This is a genomic window from Pseudomonas sp. ASL7, from assembly GCF_056680375.1.
In genome coordinates this window covers 3,584,223-3,598,287 of sequence record NZ_CM155279.1, presented here as the reverse complement: position 1 = coordinate 3,598,287, position 14,065 = coordinate 3,584,223, and the positions used below count along the sequence as shown (strand labels likewise).

At 59.1% G+C, this 14,065-nt stretch carries 14 protein-coding genes; 10 read left to right on the top strand and 4 right to left on the bottom strand.

From position 1 onward, the window contains the following. Positions 1-71: 71 nt before the first annotated feature. Together glpK and AC1MDT_RS16600 are read right to left on the bottom strand one after the other, a co-directional pair. Positions 72-1,577, bottom strand: a complete 1,506-nt coding sequence (gene glpK, locus AC1MDT_RS16605) for a glycerol kinase GlpK (protein ID WP_480418145.1) — start codon at positions 1,575-1,577, stop codon at positions 72-74. Positions 1,578-1,651: 74 nt separating this feature from the next. After that, positions 1,652-2,500 carry an MIP/aquaporin family protein gene (locus tag AC1MDT_RS16600; protein ID WP_480418144.1) on the bottom strand — a complete coding sequence of 283 codons (849 nt, stop codon included), beginning with the start codon at positions 2,498-2,500 and terminating at the stop codon, positions 1,652-1,654. 370 nt (positions 2,501-2,870) lie between these two features. On the opposite strand from AC1MDT_RS16600, the gene ybaK reads away from it, so the two are divergent. Next, entirely contained in the window at positions 2,871-3,341 is a 471-nt protein-coding gene (ybaK, locus tag AC1MDT_RS16595) for a Cys-tRNA(Pro) deacylase (protein WP_414910104.1), read from the top strand. A 106-nt stretch (positions 3,342-3,447) separates the two neighbouring features. Then, the gene (locus tag AC1MDT_RS16590) at positions 3,448-4,230 is read left to right on the top strand and encodes a PhzF family phenazine biosynthesis protein (RefSeq protein WP_480418143.1); all 783 of its coding nucleotides are present in this window, start codon (positions 3,448-3,450) and stop codon (positions 4,228-4,230) included. Between the two features lie 109 nt (positions 4,231-4,339). Here AC1MDT_RS16590 and AC1MDT_RS16585 read toward each other — a convergent pair whose 3' ends face one another. Beyond that, the gene (locus AC1MDT_RS16585; protein ID WP_480418142.1) at positions 4,340-5,449 is read right to left on the bottom strand and encodes an ABC transporter ATP-binding protein; all 1,110 of its coding nucleotides are present in this window, start codon (positions 5,447-5,449) and stop codon (positions 4,340-4,342) included. Further along, positions 5,446-6,366, bottom strand: a complete 921-nt coding sequence (gene argF, locus AC1MDT_RS16580; RefSeq protein ID WP_480418141.1) for an ornithine carbamoyltransferase — start codon at positions 6,364-6,366, stop codon at positions 5,446-5,448. The genes AC1MDT_RS16585 and argF overlap by 4 nt, the downstream gene beginning before the upstream one ends. A 406-nt stretch (positions 6,367-6,772) precedes the next feature. On the opposite strand from argF, the gene AC1MDT_RS16575 reads away from it, so the two are divergent. From AC1MDT_RS16575 to AC1MDT_RS16540, 8 genes are all read left to right on the top strand, one after another. Beyond that, complete coding sequence (locus tag AC1MDT_RS16575) at positions 6,773-7,069, top strand: hypothetical protein (RefSeq protein WP_480418140.1); 297 nt, start codon at positions 6,773-6,775, stop codon at positions 7,067-7,069. A 126-nt stretch (positions 7,070-7,195) separates the two neighbouring features. Continuing rightward, entirely contained in the window at positions 7,196-9,301 is a 2,106-nt protein-coding gene (locus AC1MDT_RS16570; protein ID WP_480418139.1) for a molybdopterin oxidoreductase family protein, read from the top strand. A 97-nt stretch (positions 9,302-9,398) separates the two neighbouring features. Next, positions 9,399-9,740 (top strand): Grx4 family monothiol glutaredoxin, encoded by a 342-nt coding sequence (grxD, locus tag AC1MDT_RS16565; protein WP_201120411.1) that lies wholly within the window; start codon positions 9,399-9,401, stop codon positions 9,738-9,740. Between the two features lie 279 nt (positions 9,741-10,019). Next, a complete protein-coding gene (locus AC1MDT_RS16560; protein WP_480418138.1) occupies positions 10,020-10,679 on the top strand; it encodes a FadR/GntR family transcriptional regulator in 660 nt (219 codons plus the stop codon). Continuing rightward, the gene (locus AC1MDT_RS16555; RefSeq protein WP_480418137.1) at positions 10,669-11,982 is read left to right on the top strand and encodes a CynX/NimT family MFS transporter; all 1,314 of its coding nucleotides are present in this window, start codon (positions 10,669-10,671) and stop codon (positions 11,980-11,982) included. The genes AC1MDT_RS16560 and AC1MDT_RS16555 overlap by 11 nt, the downstream gene beginning before the upstream one ends. Before the next feature lie 113 nt (positions 11,983-12,095). Then, positions 12,096-12,566: a nuclear transport factor 2 family protein gene (locus tag AC1MDT_RS16550; RefSeq protein ID WP_201120408.1), complete on the top strand. Its 471-nt coding sequence runs from the start codon at positions 12,096-12,098 to the stop codon at positions 12,564-12,566. A gap of 58 nt (positions 12,567-12,624) precedes the next feature. Further along, complete coding sequence (locus tag AC1MDT_RS16545; protein WP_480422805.1) at positions 12,625-12,915, top strand: GIY-YIG nuclease family protein; 291 nt, start codon at positions 12,625-12,627, stop codon at positions 12,913-12,915. A 196-nt stretch (positions 12,916-13,111) separates the two neighbouring features. Then, positions 13,112-14,047, top strand: a complete 936-nt coding sequence (locus AC1MDT_RS16540) for a glutathione S-transferase family protein (RefSeq protein WP_480418136.1) — start codon at positions 13,112-13,114, stop codon at positions 14,045-14,047. Positions 14,048-14,065: the final 18 nt, after the last annotated feature.

Sequence of the window (14,065 nt, the reverse complement as noted above, 5' to 3'; positions counted from 1 at the left end):
AAAATTTGCCCATGATGCCGCAGGAATCTGCTCCCTACCAGTTACATACAGATACGAGTACTCAGGCTGGTTTATTCAGCGCCTTCATGCGGCTCCCAGTCACGGGTGCGGCTGACGGCTTTTTTCCAGCCGGCGTAGAGTTTTTCCTTCGCGGTTTCGTCCAGGTTCGGTTCGAATTCGCGCTCAATGACCGCCTTGCCGCGCAACTCATCCAGGCTGCCCCAGAAACCGCACGCCAGGCCTGCCAGGTACGCCGCACCCAGCGCCGTGGTTTCGCGCATTTTCGGACGCTCGACCTGAGTGCCAAGGATGTCGGCCTGGAACTGCATCAGGAAATTGTTGGCCACCGCGCCGCCGTCCACGCGCAGGGACTTGAGGCGTTCGCCGGAGTCCTGTTGCATGGCGTCGAGTACGTCGCGGGTCTGGTAGGCAATCGATTCAAGCGCTGCCCGAATGATGTGATCCACGCGTACGCCGCGGGTCAGGCCGAACAGCGCGCCACGGGCATACGGGTCCCAGTACGGAGCGCCCAGGCCGGTGAAGGCCGGGACCAGGTACACGCCGTTGCTGTCCTTGACCTTGTTGGCGAAGTATTCGGTGTCGTGGGCGTCGTTGATGATTTTCAGTTCGTCACGCAGCCACTGAACCGTGGAGCCGCCATTGAATACAGCGCCTTCCAGCGCGTAGGCCACTTCGCCACGCGGGCCGCAGGCGATGGTGGTGAGCATGCCGTGCTTGGACTTCACGGCTTTGTCGCCGGTGTTCATCAACAGGAAGCAGCCGGTGCCGTAGGTGTTTTTCGCCTGGCCTGGCTCGACACACATCTGGCCGAACAGGGCCGCCTGCTGGTCGCCGGCGATACCGCCGATGGCAATGCCGCTTTTGGTGTGGCCGTAGATTTCGGACGAGGATTTAACCTCGGGGAGCATTTCGCGTGGGATATCCAGCACCTGCAGCATTTTCGCGTCCCACTCGAGTGTGTGGATGTTGAAAAGCATGGTGCGCGAGGCGTTGGTGTAGTCGGTGACGTGCACCTTGCCACCGGTAAATTTCCAGATCAGCCAGCTGTCGACGGTGCCGAACAGCAGTTCGCCGTTGCGCGCACGCTCGCGGCTGCCTTCGACGTTGTCGAGTATCCACTTGAGCTTGGTGCCGGAGAAGTACGGGTCGGTGACCAGGCCCGTGGTGTCGCTGATGTATTGCTCGTGACCATCACGCTTGAGTTGCTGGCAGATCTCGGTGCTTCGGCGGCACTGCCACACAATCGCGTTGTAGATCGGGCGGCCAGTGGTCTTGTCCCAGACCACGGTGGTTTCGCGCTGGTTGGTGATACCGATGGCTGCGACCTGGTCGTGATGCAGGCCGGCTTGAGCCAGGGCCTCGACCATCACGGCGCTTTGGGTGGCAAAGATTTCCATCGGGTCATGTTCAACCCAACCGGCTTGCGGGTAGTGCTGGGCGAATTCACGCTGGGCGGTGCAGACCACGTTCGCGTCACGATCGAAAATGATCGCGCGGGAGCTGGTCGTACCCTGATCGAGGGCAATGATGTAGTTCTTATTCTGAGTGTCGGTCATGTCGATTGCCTTGGACGAAATAAGGGAGTGAGGTCGGCGCGCGATCAAATGGGCAGGACAACGCGCCTACGGTATCAAGAAGTTCTTGGTTTGCCGTCAATGGCGGGTGTTGCGTCTGTAGCAGCTATGGCAATGGGCAGATGGCGGGCAATCAGCCCGCGATAAGCCGCGGCACCGAGGCAGGCACCGACAATCGGTGCAAAGATCGGAATCAGGAAATACGGGATATCACGCCCGCCCGTGAAGGAAATTCCACCCCAGCCGGCGAAGAAAGTCATTAGTTTGGGGCCGAAGTCACGCGCCGGATTCATCGCGAAACCGGTCAGCGGGCCCATCGAACTGCCAATCACCGCAATCAACAGACCGATCAGCAGGGGGGCAATCGGGCCTTTTGGCAGACCATTATTGTCGTCGGTCAGGGACATGATCACGCCCATCAGGATGGCGGTAATGATCACTTCAACCAGGAAGGCCTGGGCCGTGGACAGGGCCGGGTTCGGGAAGGTGGAGAACACCGAGGCTAATTCGAGGCTGACCTGGGTGCCACGGACCATATGGTGAGTTTGTTCGAAATCGAAGAATAAATTGCTGTATAGCGTGTAAACCAACAAGGCCCCGCAAAAGGCCCCCGCCACTTGGGCAAGAATATAGAACGGCAGTTTGCGTTTTTCGAAGTCAGTAAAAATGCTCAGGGCGATGCTGACGGCAGGATTGAGGTGAGCCCCGGAAACCCCGGCGGTCAGGTAGATCGCCATGCTTACACCAACGCCCCAGATGATGCTGATTTCCCACAAGCCGAAGCTGGCACCCGCTACCTTGAGCGCGGCAACGCAACCGGTACCAAAAAATATAAGCAGCGCAGTACCCAGGAACTCGGCCATGCATTGGCTCGAGAGCGAGGGTTGTTGTAAGGCGTTTGTCATTGAAACCTCGATTTTTTTTGTTGTTTGGCGCTTGTCCTCCGAGGACAAAGCGTAATTTTTACCGAGTCTGGATCCCCATCTGACCTCGGTTTGCTGCCGGGTGCTGCAGTAAGGTGTTTCGTGAAGTATTCAGATTCGAAAAAATATAGACAAGAAACGCTGATGTCAAAGGTCGAAAGTGAACCATCAGTCACATTTTAACTATTAGCCACATGGATGATCGCTTCACTCACCAGACATGCTGGGCATGGACGAGCGGCAGAAAGTCTCGTCAAGCCTCTGAAATAACGCCGCAATAGAGCCTTTTATCGATCAATGACCTAGAATCCAGCGCAGGATTTTTTCTACTGCCGCCAAGTCTGGAGCTGTCATGACCCCCGCATTGGATTTGTTGAAAAAAGTTCGTGCCGAACATCGAGTGCACAGTTACGAACATGATCCCAAGGCAGCGTCCTATGGATTGGAAGCCGCGGAAAAACTGGGATTGGCCCCGGCGCAAGTGTTCAAGACCTTGCTGGCCGCCAGTGAGAAAGGTGAATTGCTGGTAGCGGTGGTACCGGTCGTCGGAAGTCTGGACTTGAAGGCTCTGGCTCATGCTGCTGGTGTGAAAAAGGTCGAAATGGCCGACCCCGCCGCAGCTCAGCGATCAACCGGTTACCTGTTAGGCGGGATCAGTCCGCTGGGGCAGAAGAAGCGCTTGCGCACATTCATCGACAGTTCTGCCCAACCCTTTGCCAGTATTTTTGTCAGTGCCGGTCGTCGCGGGCTGGAAGTGGAGTTGGCACCGGCCGTGCTGGCTGAACACACCCAGGCGAAATTTGCCGACATCGGTCGCGCCTGACGAGCGAAAACAGGCCGGCGGTGTATGGCGAAAATTTGCCTGCTCTGTCACTGGTGCGTGATTGATCGCGCCTTCATGCTCGGTAACCGGACTTAAGGAGAAGGTTATGCAGCTTGAATTTCATCAGGTCGATGCGTTCAGTGATCGCCCGTTCAGTGGCAACCCGGCGATGGTGTATCGGCTTGAAGCCTGGCTCAGCGATGAGTTGATGCAGAAGATTGCCGCCGAACACAATCTCGCCGAAACCGCCTTCGTGGTGCGCGAAGGGCAGGGTTGGCATATCCGCTGGTTTACACCGGCTACCGAAGTCCCGTTGTGTGGTCATGCGACGCTGGCCAGTGCCTGCGTGCTATTCGAAATCTACAAAGAGCCCGTCGAACGGCTGGATTTTGTCTGCAAGTCCGGCCCATTAAGCGTGAGTCGAGAGGGCAATCGCTTGTGGCTGGATTTTCCGGCAATAGAGCCATCGGAAGTGGGCGTGACCCTGGATGTCGAGTGCGCGCTGGGTGTTAAAGCGGTCGATGTGCTGGGCTCGAATGAATTGTTCGTGGTGCTGGAGTCCGAGCAAGCTGTGCTCGACTGTCAGCCGGACATGATTGCCCTGGCGAAACTGCCGTGGCCGGGCGCCATCGTGACCGCGCGGGGCAGCAAGCACGATTTTGTTTCTCGTTACTTTGCCCCGGCGATTGGCATCAACGAAGACCCGGTGACCGGGTCCACCCATTGCAGCCTGATCCCGTACTGGTCGAAACGTTTGGGCAAGTCGAGTTTGACGGCGTATCAGTGTTCGGCGCGGGGCGGGGAATTGTTCTGCCGACTGGAAGGTGATCGGGTGAAAATTGGCGGGGCTGCGACACTGGTCGCGAGTGGAACACTGATGCTGGGTTGACCCCAATCCAATGTGGGAGCGAGCCTGCTCGCGATGGTGTGTCAGCGACATCAGTTTCGGCTGACACACCATCGCGAGCAGGCTCGCTCCCACATTTTGTTTGTGTGTATCAGCTTGCGGTGATGTGGCGACGGACACCTGACTCTACAATCGGAATCTGCGCCGCCGTGCTACCGGACGCCTGGAACAACACCAGGTGTTCAGCCGCGACACGAATGCCGACTACCGAACCCACCTGATGATCAGCATGACTTGGGAATATCGACTCAAGCTGTGCGCCCGTCGGTAGCTGCAAGCGATACAAGGTAGACGCCCCCTGGAAGCTCTTGCCGACAATCCGCGCTTTCAGCCCGCTGTCCGGTGCGTAAACGATATCGTCCGGTCGCAGCAACACGTCCACGGCGCCACCGATCGGCCAGGTGTAAGCACGATTGCCGCGCAATTCACCGAGCTCGGTCTGTACCGACTCCGGGGTGTTCAGCTGGCCGCGAATGAAGTAACCCTGGCCAATAAAGCTGGCCACAAACGGCGTCAGCGGTTCGTGATACAGGTTGTAAGGCGTATCCCATTGTTCCAGGCGACCTTCCTTGAAAACGCCAACATGGTCGCTGACCGCAAAGGCTTCTTCCTGGTCGTGGGTCACCAGAATCGCACTGGTGCCGCGGGCCTTGAGAATGTCGCGCACCTCATGGCTGAGCTTGCGTCGCAGCTCGCCGTCGAGGTTGGAGAAGGGTTCGTCGAGCAACAATAATTGCGGTTCCGGCGCCAGGGCGCGGGCCAGTGCAACCCGTTGTTGCTGACCACCGGACAGTTCATGCGCAAAGCGCTTGCCGAGGTTTTTCAGGTTGACCAGTTCGAGCAGTTCGTCGGTGACACGCTCCTTTTGCGGATGCTTGCGGATCCCGAAGGCGATGTTTTCGGCGACGCTCAAATGTGGAAACAGCGCGTAGTCCTGGAACACCATGCCGATCCGGCGCTTCTCCGGCGCGAGGGTAAAACCGGCGCTGGAGATTGTCTCGCCAGCCAAGGTGATCTCACCTTCGTGCACCGGTTCAAACCCGGCGATGGCCCGCAGGGTGGTGGTCTTGCCGCAGCCCGAAGAGCCCAACAGGCAACCAATATCACCCGCATTCAAATGCAGGTTGAGGTTCTGCACGACCCGTTGGTCCTGGTAACCGCAGGCGAGGTTGCGCAGATTCAGCAGTAAAGACTGGCTCATGCGTGGTGGTATGCCGGTTCGACCAGAAACTCGAGCAGGGCCTTTTGTGCGTGAAGCCGGTTTTCGGCTTGATCCCAGGCGACCGAGCGCTTGTCGTCAAGCAGGTCGACGCTGATCTCTTCGCCACGGTGGGCCGGCAGGCAATGCATGAACAACACATCGTCTGCGGCCAGATCCAGCAGCGCACGGTTGACTTGATACGGTGCGAACAGCTTCAGGCGCTTGGCGGTTTCCTCTTCCTGGCCCATCGAGGTCCAGACGTCGGTGCTCACCAGGTGGGCGCCGCGAACCGCATCTTCAGGATCGCGAACGATGGTCACCCGATCGCCGGCCTTGGCCACGAACTCCGGGTTAGGCTCGTAACCTTCCGGGCAGGCAATGCGCAACTGGAAGTCGAACTGGATCGCCGCTTCTATATAGCTGTTGCACATGTTGTTGCCGTCACCGATCCAGGCCACGGTTTTGCCTTGAATCGAGCCGCGGTGTTCGAGGAATGTCTGCATGTCGGCCAGCAACTGGCACGGGTGCAAGTCATCGGACAGGCCATTGATCACGGGCACGCGGGAGTTGGCGGCGAATTCGGTCAGGGTGCTGTGGGCAAAGGTACGGATCATCACGGCATCGAGCATGCTCGACATCACGATTGCGCAATCGCCGATCGGCTCGCCACGGCCCAGTTGAGTGTCGCGTGGTGACAGGAATATGGCCTGGCCGCCGAGCTGGATCATGCCGGCTTCGAACGAAATACGGGTGCGAGTCGAGGACTTCTCGAAAATCATCCCGAGCACGCGGTTTTTCAGAGGCTCGAACAGTACGCCGCGGTTACGCAGGTCTTTGAGCTCAACGCCTCGACGGATCACGCTGACCAGCTCTTCGGGCGTGCAATCCATCAGGGAGAGAAAGTGCCTTGCGCTCATCATTGACTACCTTTTTGCTACAAACCGCAGATGCTCAAAGCCTTGTTTAACGGAACAACGGGCGAGACCTGCGGCGTAAGCCGCACGGGGCGACGAAATAGGGGAAGGCGCGATCTTATAATTAAATGTCGCGTATTACCAATAGGGCTACGGTTTTTAGGGGATTTCAGAGAGGCTACGGGGTGACCGCGGCAGCGCTTTTGAAGCCTGTTTCCTGACAGCAGCCAGTCATTTGTACACTGGGCTCGCAAGGCTTTGCAATCAAACGGGGCGCGTACAGCATAGCAACGGTCGGTTTCTGACCCGGGATTCGAGGTTTTTGCGCAAAGATGTCAGCTCTGAAACATTTGCTAAAGCAAAGTGCTGGGTTATAACTAAGTCACGAGCGACACAGGATGCCTTTGGAATGGAATCGAAAGAACAGCAATTGTTGACGTTACTTGGCCTCACGGCCCGTTCACTGACCCACCTCACTGCGTCCATGACCTCGATGTCTTTCGAGCTGTTGCGCAGTAACGATGAGGTCACCAAAGCCGCCGGCCGACGCATGATCGACCGCATGGCAACCATCAGTACCGGGCTCGACGAACACTGGCGACTGATCGGCGAACTCACCGGTGTGCACGTCGCCCACGAGCAGATCGAAGCCCTCCAGGAGATCCGGGCGCAGGCGCCGCGCCGGTTGCATCGAACCGATCCCTGACAGCCATCGGCTGGCCTGATGGCAGCCGATTCACAAGATGAACGTCGCTGGCGCAGCGGTGGGGCTCGCGCCATAGTTTTGTTTCCGCGGCCGACATCGCCCGCCCAGAACAAGACTGAGATGGCCATGACCAAGACTCTCCATCACCGTGCCTGCCACCTGTGTGAAGCCATCTGCGGCCTGACCATTGAAACCACCGAGGTCGACGGCGGCGTACAGATCACGTCGATCAAGGGTGACTCTCAGGATACCTTCAGCCGCGGGCACATCTGCCCCAAGGCTGTTGCCCTGCAAGACATTCAGAATGATCCGGATCGCCTGCACCAACCGATGCGGCGGGTCGGCAGCGAATGGCAACCCATCGAGTGGGAAGACGCATTCAACCTTGTCGCCGAACGTCTGGCGGCCATTCAGGAACGGCATGGGCACAACGCGGTGGCGGTCTATCAAGGCAACCCCAGCGTGCATAATTACGGGCTGATGACCCACAGCAATTACTTTCTCGGCCTGCTGAAAACCCGCAACCGGTTTTCCGCAACGTCGGTCGACCAACTACCACATCATCTGACCAGCCATTTGATGTACGGCCACGGTTTACTGTTGCCGATACCAGACATTGATCACACCGACTTCATGCTGATTCTGGGCGGCAACCCACTGGCCTCCAACGGCAGCATCATGACCGTGCCGGATGTGGAAAAACGCCTGAAGGCCATTCAGTCCCGGGGCGGCAAAGTGGTAGTGGTCGATCCGCGCCGCAGCGAAACGGCGGCGATTGCCGATCAGCATCTGTTCGTGCGCCCGGGGGGCGATGCGGCATTGTTGTTCGGGCTGCTCAATACCCTGTTCGCTGAAGACCTGACCCGCGACAGTCATTTACCGGTGGACGGTCTGGATGAGGTGCGTGAGGCGGTCGCACGTTTCACTGCCGAAGCGATGAGCCCGCTGTGCGCGGAGCCGGCCGAGCAGATACGCCAACTGGCGCGGGACTTCGCGGCGGCACCGACCGCCGTCTGCTACGGGCGCATGGGCGTTTCGACCCAGGCGTTCGGTACCTTGTGTCATTGGGTGGTACAGCTGATCAATCTGGTCACCGGTAATCTCGATCGTGTGGGCGGTGCGCTGTGCACCGAACCCGCGGTGGATTTGGTCGCGTCGACCTCGGGTGGGCATTTCAATCTGTGGCAAAGCCGGGTGTCCGGGCGTCCTGAATATAGCGGCGAGCTGCCGGTGTCGGCGCTGGCCGAAGAAATGCTCACCGAAGGGGAAGGGCAAGTTCGCGCATTAATCACCGTGGCGGGCAATCCGGTGCTGTCCACGCCCAATGGCCGGCAACTGGAACAGGCTCTGGACGGTCTGGAGTTCATGGTCAGCATCGACCTGTACATCAATGAAACCACGCGGTATGCCGACCTGATCCTGCCGTCCACCTCGGCCCTGGAAAACGATCACTACGACACTACGTTCAATATGTTTGCGGTGCGTAACGTCAGCCGGTTCAACCGCGCGATCCTGGCCAAGCCCGAAGGGGCGCTGCATGACTGGGAAATCTTCGTGGGGCTGGCCGAGGCTTTTGCGGCGAAGACCGGCAAGGAATTGAAACCGACTATTCCACCCGCGCAGATGATCGACCGAGGTCTGCGGATGGGGTTGTATGGCGATGCCTCGCAACACCGGTTGTCTGTGGCAACGTTGTTCGATCACCCCCATGGCGTTGACCTCGGGGCGTTGAAATCCAACCTTGCGCCACGGCTGAAAACGGCCAATCAGCGAGTTCAGGCGGCGCCTGCACCGATCCTCGCTGACCTGATTCGATTTGCGGCGTTGCAAGCGCCGGCTGCCGATGAGTTGTTGTTGATTGGCCGCCGCCATGTGCGCAGCAATAACTCGTGGATGCACAATTACCACCGTCTGGTGAAGGGCAAGCCGCGCCATCAATTGCTGATGCACCCCGATGACCTGGCCAACCGGGGTCTCAACGATGGGCAGCGAGTACGGGTCAGTTCGCGAGTCGGAATGATCGAGGTTGAAGTGCTGGGCAGTCTGGACATGATGAAAGGGGTGGTCAGTCTTCCCCACGGCTGGGGGCATGCGCGGCCGGGCGTGCAGATGGCGATTGCCAGTGGCCAGCCAGGCGCCAGCGCCAACGACTTGACTGACGAGTGTCAGCTCGATGAGTTGTCCGGAAATGCGGCGTTGAACGGCGTGCCGGTGACTGTGGCGGCGGCTTGATCGAGTCTGTCGGGGAGACCGAGCATGGCGCTCGGGTTTCCGTTACAATGCGCCACCGTGCCGACCTCTGAGTCGGAAAGTTCAGCCGAGGTGCTCCATGGATATCATCGAAACGATTAAAGAGCAGATTGCTAACAACACCATTCTGCTTTACATGAAAGGCTCACCGAACGCCCCGCAGTGTGGCTTTTCCGCGAAAGCCGCGCAGGCCGTGATGGCATGTGGTGAAAAGTTTGCGTACGTGGACATCCTGCAGAACCCGGAAATCCGCGCCAACCTGCCAAAGTACGCCAACTGGCCAACCTTCCCGCAATTGTGGGTCGGTGGTGAGTTGATCGGCGGTAGCGATATCATGACTGAAATGGCCGCTGACGGTTCGTTGCAGGCCACGATCAAAGCCGCTGCTGAAAAAGCTGCAGCAGCCAAGACCGAAGCCTGAGACCCGGGCATTAAAAAAAGGCCCTTCACGGTATTCCGTGAAGGGCCTTTTTTTCGCCTGTGAACTGTAGGAGCGAGCTTGCTCGCGATGGTCGGTAACGATAAAGCATGTTTTCTGAATAACCGCGCCGCTCTTGAGTCCATCGCGAGCAAGCTCGCTCCTGCAGTGAGCACAACCCCCTCTAATTTTGACCGCCTGGCCGAGAAAGTTGTCCTCTCGGCCGAAGCTGACTAACATGTCAGAAAATTCATCCTATGATTGGATGAAAGGGCGAATCCCATGTCAGAAATTTCTCCATTGATTAAACGTTCCCTGGTCGATCAGGCCCTGGAACAATTGCGTCTGCGCATTACCCAAGGAATCTGGACCATCGGCCAGCGCCTGCCCACCGAGCCCGAGCTGTCTGCAGAACTCGGCATCAGCCGCAACACGGTGCGTGAAGCCATGCGCGTGTTGGCGTTTTCCGGATTGATTGAAATCCGTCAGGGCGACGGCAGTTACCTGCGGGCGGTGGTCGATCCGCTGGATACGATGAAGGCGTTGTCTCGCTGTTCCCACGAGCAGGCCCGAGAGACTCGGCACATTCTGGAAGTCGAAGCCATTGGCCTCGCGGCATTGCGCCGTACCGATGAAGACCTGGCGGCGTTGCGCGAAGCACTCGGCGTCAGCGGCAGTCACTACCACGGCGATCTCGACAGCTACATCGCCTGCGACCTGGTGTTTCACCGCCGCCTGGTGGACGCTGCGCACAACCCGGCACTCAGCGAGTTGTATCGCTATTTCTCCAGCATCGTCGGCGCACACTTGCGCCAGACCCTGAACATCTCCCCCCGACGCCAAGAAGTGTTCGACCTTCATATCGAGCTGCTTGACGCCGTCGAGCAACGCGACCCGGAACGGGCCAAAGCCCTGTCGAGGCAGTTGATCAATGAACCTTGAGACCGATCCCTCCATGTCCAGCCAGCAGGCCAACAGCAGCACCCCCCAAACCAAACGCACGGCAGAGCTCGAAGAGCTGCTGATCGACGCCGAAGCCGATGACGAAGCGGTCCAGCACAGTCATCCGATCCTGCGGCGGCCGTGGTTGTTGTTGCTCGGCCTGATTCTAGTGGCGCTGAACCTGCGCCCGGCCTTGTCGAGCATGGCGCCGATGCTCAGCGAGGTCTCGAAAAGCCTCGGCTTGTCGGCGGCTAAGGCGGGTTTACTGACGACCTTGCCGGTGCTTTGCCTCGGTTTGTTTGCCCCGTTGGCGCCAATCCTGGCACGACGTTTCGGTGCCGAGCGGGTGGTATTGGGAATCCTGCTGATGCTGGCTGGCGGGATCATCCTGCGCAGTTCTTTCGGCGAGATCGGCCTGTTTGCCGGCAGCGTGCTGGCGGGTGCCAGCATCGGTGTGATCGGCGTGTTGCTGCCGGGCATCGTCAAGCGCGACTTCCCGAAACAGGCCGGCACCATGACCGGCGTCTACACGATGGCCCTGTGCATGGGCGCGGCGATGGCCGCAGGCGCGACCGTGCCGTTGAGCGAACACTTCGACAAGAGCTGGGCCTTGGGCCTGGGCATCTGGGTTGTTCCGGCATTGGTGGCGGCGATTTTCTGGTTGCCACAAGTCGGGCAGAAACACGGCGCACATCACGTTGCCTACCGCGTCCGAGGACTGCTGCGTGACCCGCTGGCCTGGCAAGTGACCTTGTACATGGGCCTGCAATCGTCCCTGGCGTACATCGTATTTGGCTGGTTGCCGTCGATCCTGATCGGCCGCGGCCTGACCCCGACCCAGGCCGGTCTGGTGCTGTCGGGCTCGGTGATCATTCAGCTGGCCAGCTCGCTGGCTGCGCCGTGGCTGGCGACTCGCGGCAAGGATCAACGCCTGGCGATTGTGATTGTCATGGTGCTGACCCTGGGCGGTTTGTTCGGCTGCCTGTATGCCCCGATCGAAGGCTTGTGGGGCTGGGCCATCCTGCTGGGTCTGGGGCAGGGCGCTACGTTCAGCCTGGCATTGACCCTGATCGTGCTGCGCTCGCGGGATTCGCATGTTGCCGCGAACCTGTCGAGCATGGCTCAGGGCTTCGGCTACACCCTGGCGTCCATGGGGCCGTTCGCGGTCGGTATCGTCCATGACTGGACCGGCGGCTGGACGGCGCTGGGCTGGATCTTTGGCGTTATCGGTCTCGGTGCGATCCTCGCCGGCCTCGGTGCCGGGCGTTCGTTGTACGTGCAGGTCGAAAGCGAGAAAGTCTGACAACCGCGTACTGTCGGTATTCGGCTCACGAATGCCGATAGTGCTTCGCGCATTTGTTGACTATCGTGCAGGCAATCTTTCGACGCCCATTTTCCAACCCGGGGAACCTGCCCATGAGCGATGCCCACAGCGCCTTGATCACCCAGTTCTATCAAGCTTTCCAGCGGCTGGATGCCGAGGCCATGAGTGCCTGTTACACCGATGACGTGGTGTTCAGTGATCCAGCGTTCGGCGAACTGCGCGGTCAAGCGGCTGGCGACATGTGGCGCATGCTCACCACCCGGGCCAAGGATTTTTCCTTGACGTTCGACAGCGTGCGCAGCGATGAGCGCACGGGCGGCGCCCATTGGGTGGCGACGTATCTGTTCAGCCAGACCGGCAACACCGTGGTCAACGACATTCAGGCACGCTTCGTGTTTCGCGATGGCAAGATTTGCGAACATCACGACAGCTTCGATTTGTGGGCGTGGTCTCGACAGGCATTGGGGGTCAAAGGTCTACTGTTGGGCTGGACGCCGCTGGTGAGAAACGCCGTCCGCGCTCAAGCCTTGAAGGGGCTGAAGGCATTTCAGGCCAGTCGCTGATAAGATCGCGGCTTGTTTCCTTTCAAGCCTTGATCGTTACGTGAGCACCCTCAGCGAAATGCCTGCCGACACCGACGCGCCAGTCATCAAACCCTGGTTCGTCTACCTCGTTCGTGCGGCCAATGGCTCGCTCTACTGCGGGATCAGCGACGATCCGGTGCGCCGCTTCGCCACTCACCAGAGCGGCAAGGGCGCACGCTTCTTTCTGTCCAGCCCGGCAGTCGCCCTGGTTTACACCGAAGCATGCCGCGACAAAAGCGAAGCGCTACGTCAGGAGCGACTGATCAAAAAACTCAAGAAAAGCGCCAAGGAATGTTTGGTAGCGAGTGCTGCACGCATACCGCTGTAGGCGCTGGCTTGCCAGCGATGGACTCAAGAACTCTGCGTCAATCCAGTATGATCCCGTCATCGTTAACGTCTTTCGCTGGCAAGCCAGCTCCTACAGGTTATCAATCTGCCTGATAGGCTCCCATCAGGCAGATGGGTAGGCTGGCCATGGATTGCGCGTTAAGCTGAAAGCTCCTATTCGTGCGGCGGAGCCGAGCATGTCAGAGTTGATTCTTCATCATTACCCGACGTCCCCTTTCGCTGAAAAGGCCCGCTTGCTCCTGGGTTTCAAAGGGTTGTCCTGGCGCTCGGTGAAGATCTCGCCCGTGATGCCAAAACCCGATCTGACCGCATTGACGGGGGGCTACCGCAAGACGCCGGTGTTGCAGATTGGCGCGGATATCTACTGCGACACTTCGCTGATCGCTCGTCGTCTGGAGCAAGAGAAAGCCTTGCCGGCGTTCTTCCCGGAAGGTCAGGAAATGATCGCCGCGACCTTCGCCGCCTGGGCGGATTCGGTGGTGTTTCAGCACGCGGTCAGCCTGGTGTTTCAACCGGAATCGATCGCGGTGCGTTTCGGCCATTTATCGCCGGAAGCGATCAAGGCGTTTGTTGCCGATCGCGCGGGATTGTTCAGCGGTGGCAGCGCCACACGGTTATCGGCTGAGCAGGCTCGGCATCAGTGGCCGACCCTCATGGCGCGTCTGGAGCAGCAGCTTGAACGCGAACAAGGCGATTTCCTGTTCGGCGAGCCGTCGATTGCCGACTTTGCCCTGGCCCATCCCATGTGGTTCCTCAAAGCGACGCCTGTGACTTCACCGCTGGTCGATGCCTATCCGGCGGTTTCGGCATGGTTCGCGCGGGTGATGGGCTTCGGTCATGGCGCGTCCAGCGAGATGACTTCCGAAGAGGCGCTGGAGGTGGCGCGCATTGCCACGCCGGCTGCCTTGCCGGATGAGCAGTTTGACGAACCGAATGGGTTTGAGCTGGGCCAACAGGTTTTCATCGCGGCCACTGACTATGGCGTCGACCCGGTGGTGGGTGAGTTGCTGTTTGCGGGCCGCGAAGAGTTGATTCTGCGCCGTGAAGACGAACGTGGCGGCGTGGTGCATGTGCACTTTCCGCGGTTCGGATTCCGCATCGAAAAACACTGACTTACAATTGTGGGAGCG

Coding starts and splice junctions, on each gene's coding strand:
- AC1MDT_RS16560 (WP_480418138.1), top strand. CDS start 10,020: ATGTCAGAAATTTCTCCATTGATTAAACGTTCCCTGGTCGATCAGGCC.
- ybaK (WP_414910104.1), top strand. CDS start 2,871: ATGACCCCCGCATTGGATTTGTTGAAAAAAGTTCGTGCCGAACATCGA.
- AC1MDT_RS16570 (WP_480418139.1), top strand. CDS start 7,196: ATGACCAAGACTCTCCATCACCGTGCCTGCCACCTGTGTGAAGCCATC.
- glpK (WP_480418145.1), bottom strand. CDS start 1,577: ATGACCGACACTCAGAATAAGAACTACATCATTGCCCTCGATCAGGGT.
- argF (WP_480418141.1), bottom strand. CDS start 6,366: ATGAGCGCAAGGCACTTTCTCTCCCTGATGGATTGCACGCCCGAAGAG.
- AC1MDT_RS16540 (WP_480418136.1), top strand. CDS start 13,112: ATGTCAGAGTTGATTCTTCATCATTACCCGACGTCCCCTTTCGCTGAA.
- AC1MDT_RS16550 (WP_201120408.1), top strand. CDS start 12,096: ATGAGCGATGCCCACAGCGCCTTGATCACCCAGTTCTATCAAGCTTTC.
- AC1MDT_RS16590 (WP_480418143.1), top strand. CDS start 3,448: ATGCAGCTTGAATTTCATCAGGTCGATGCGTTCAGTGATCGCCCGTTC.
- AC1MDT_RS16585 (WP_480418142.1), bottom strand. CDS start 5,449: ATGAGCCAGTCTTTACTGCTGAATCTGCGCAACCTCGCCTGCGGTTAC.
- AC1MDT_RS16600 (WP_480418144.1), bottom strand. CDS start 2,500: ATGACAAACGCCTTACAACAACCCTCGCTCTCGAGCCAATGCATGGCC.
- grxD (WP_201120411.1), top strand. CDS start 9,399: ATGGATATCATCGAAACGATTAAAGAGCAGATTGCTAACAACACCATT.
- AC1MDT_RS16545 (WP_480422805.1), top strand. CDS start 12,625: ATGCCTGCCGACACCGACGCGCCAGTCATCAAACCCTGGTTCGTCTAC.
- AC1MDT_RS16555 (WP_480418137.1), top strand. CDS start 10,669: ATGAACCTTGAGACCGATCCCTCCATGTCCAGCCAGCAGGCCAACAGC.
- AC1MDT_RS16575 (WP_480418140.1), top strand. CDS start 6,773: ATGGAATCGAAAGAACAGCAATTGTTGACGTTACTTGGCCTCACGGCC.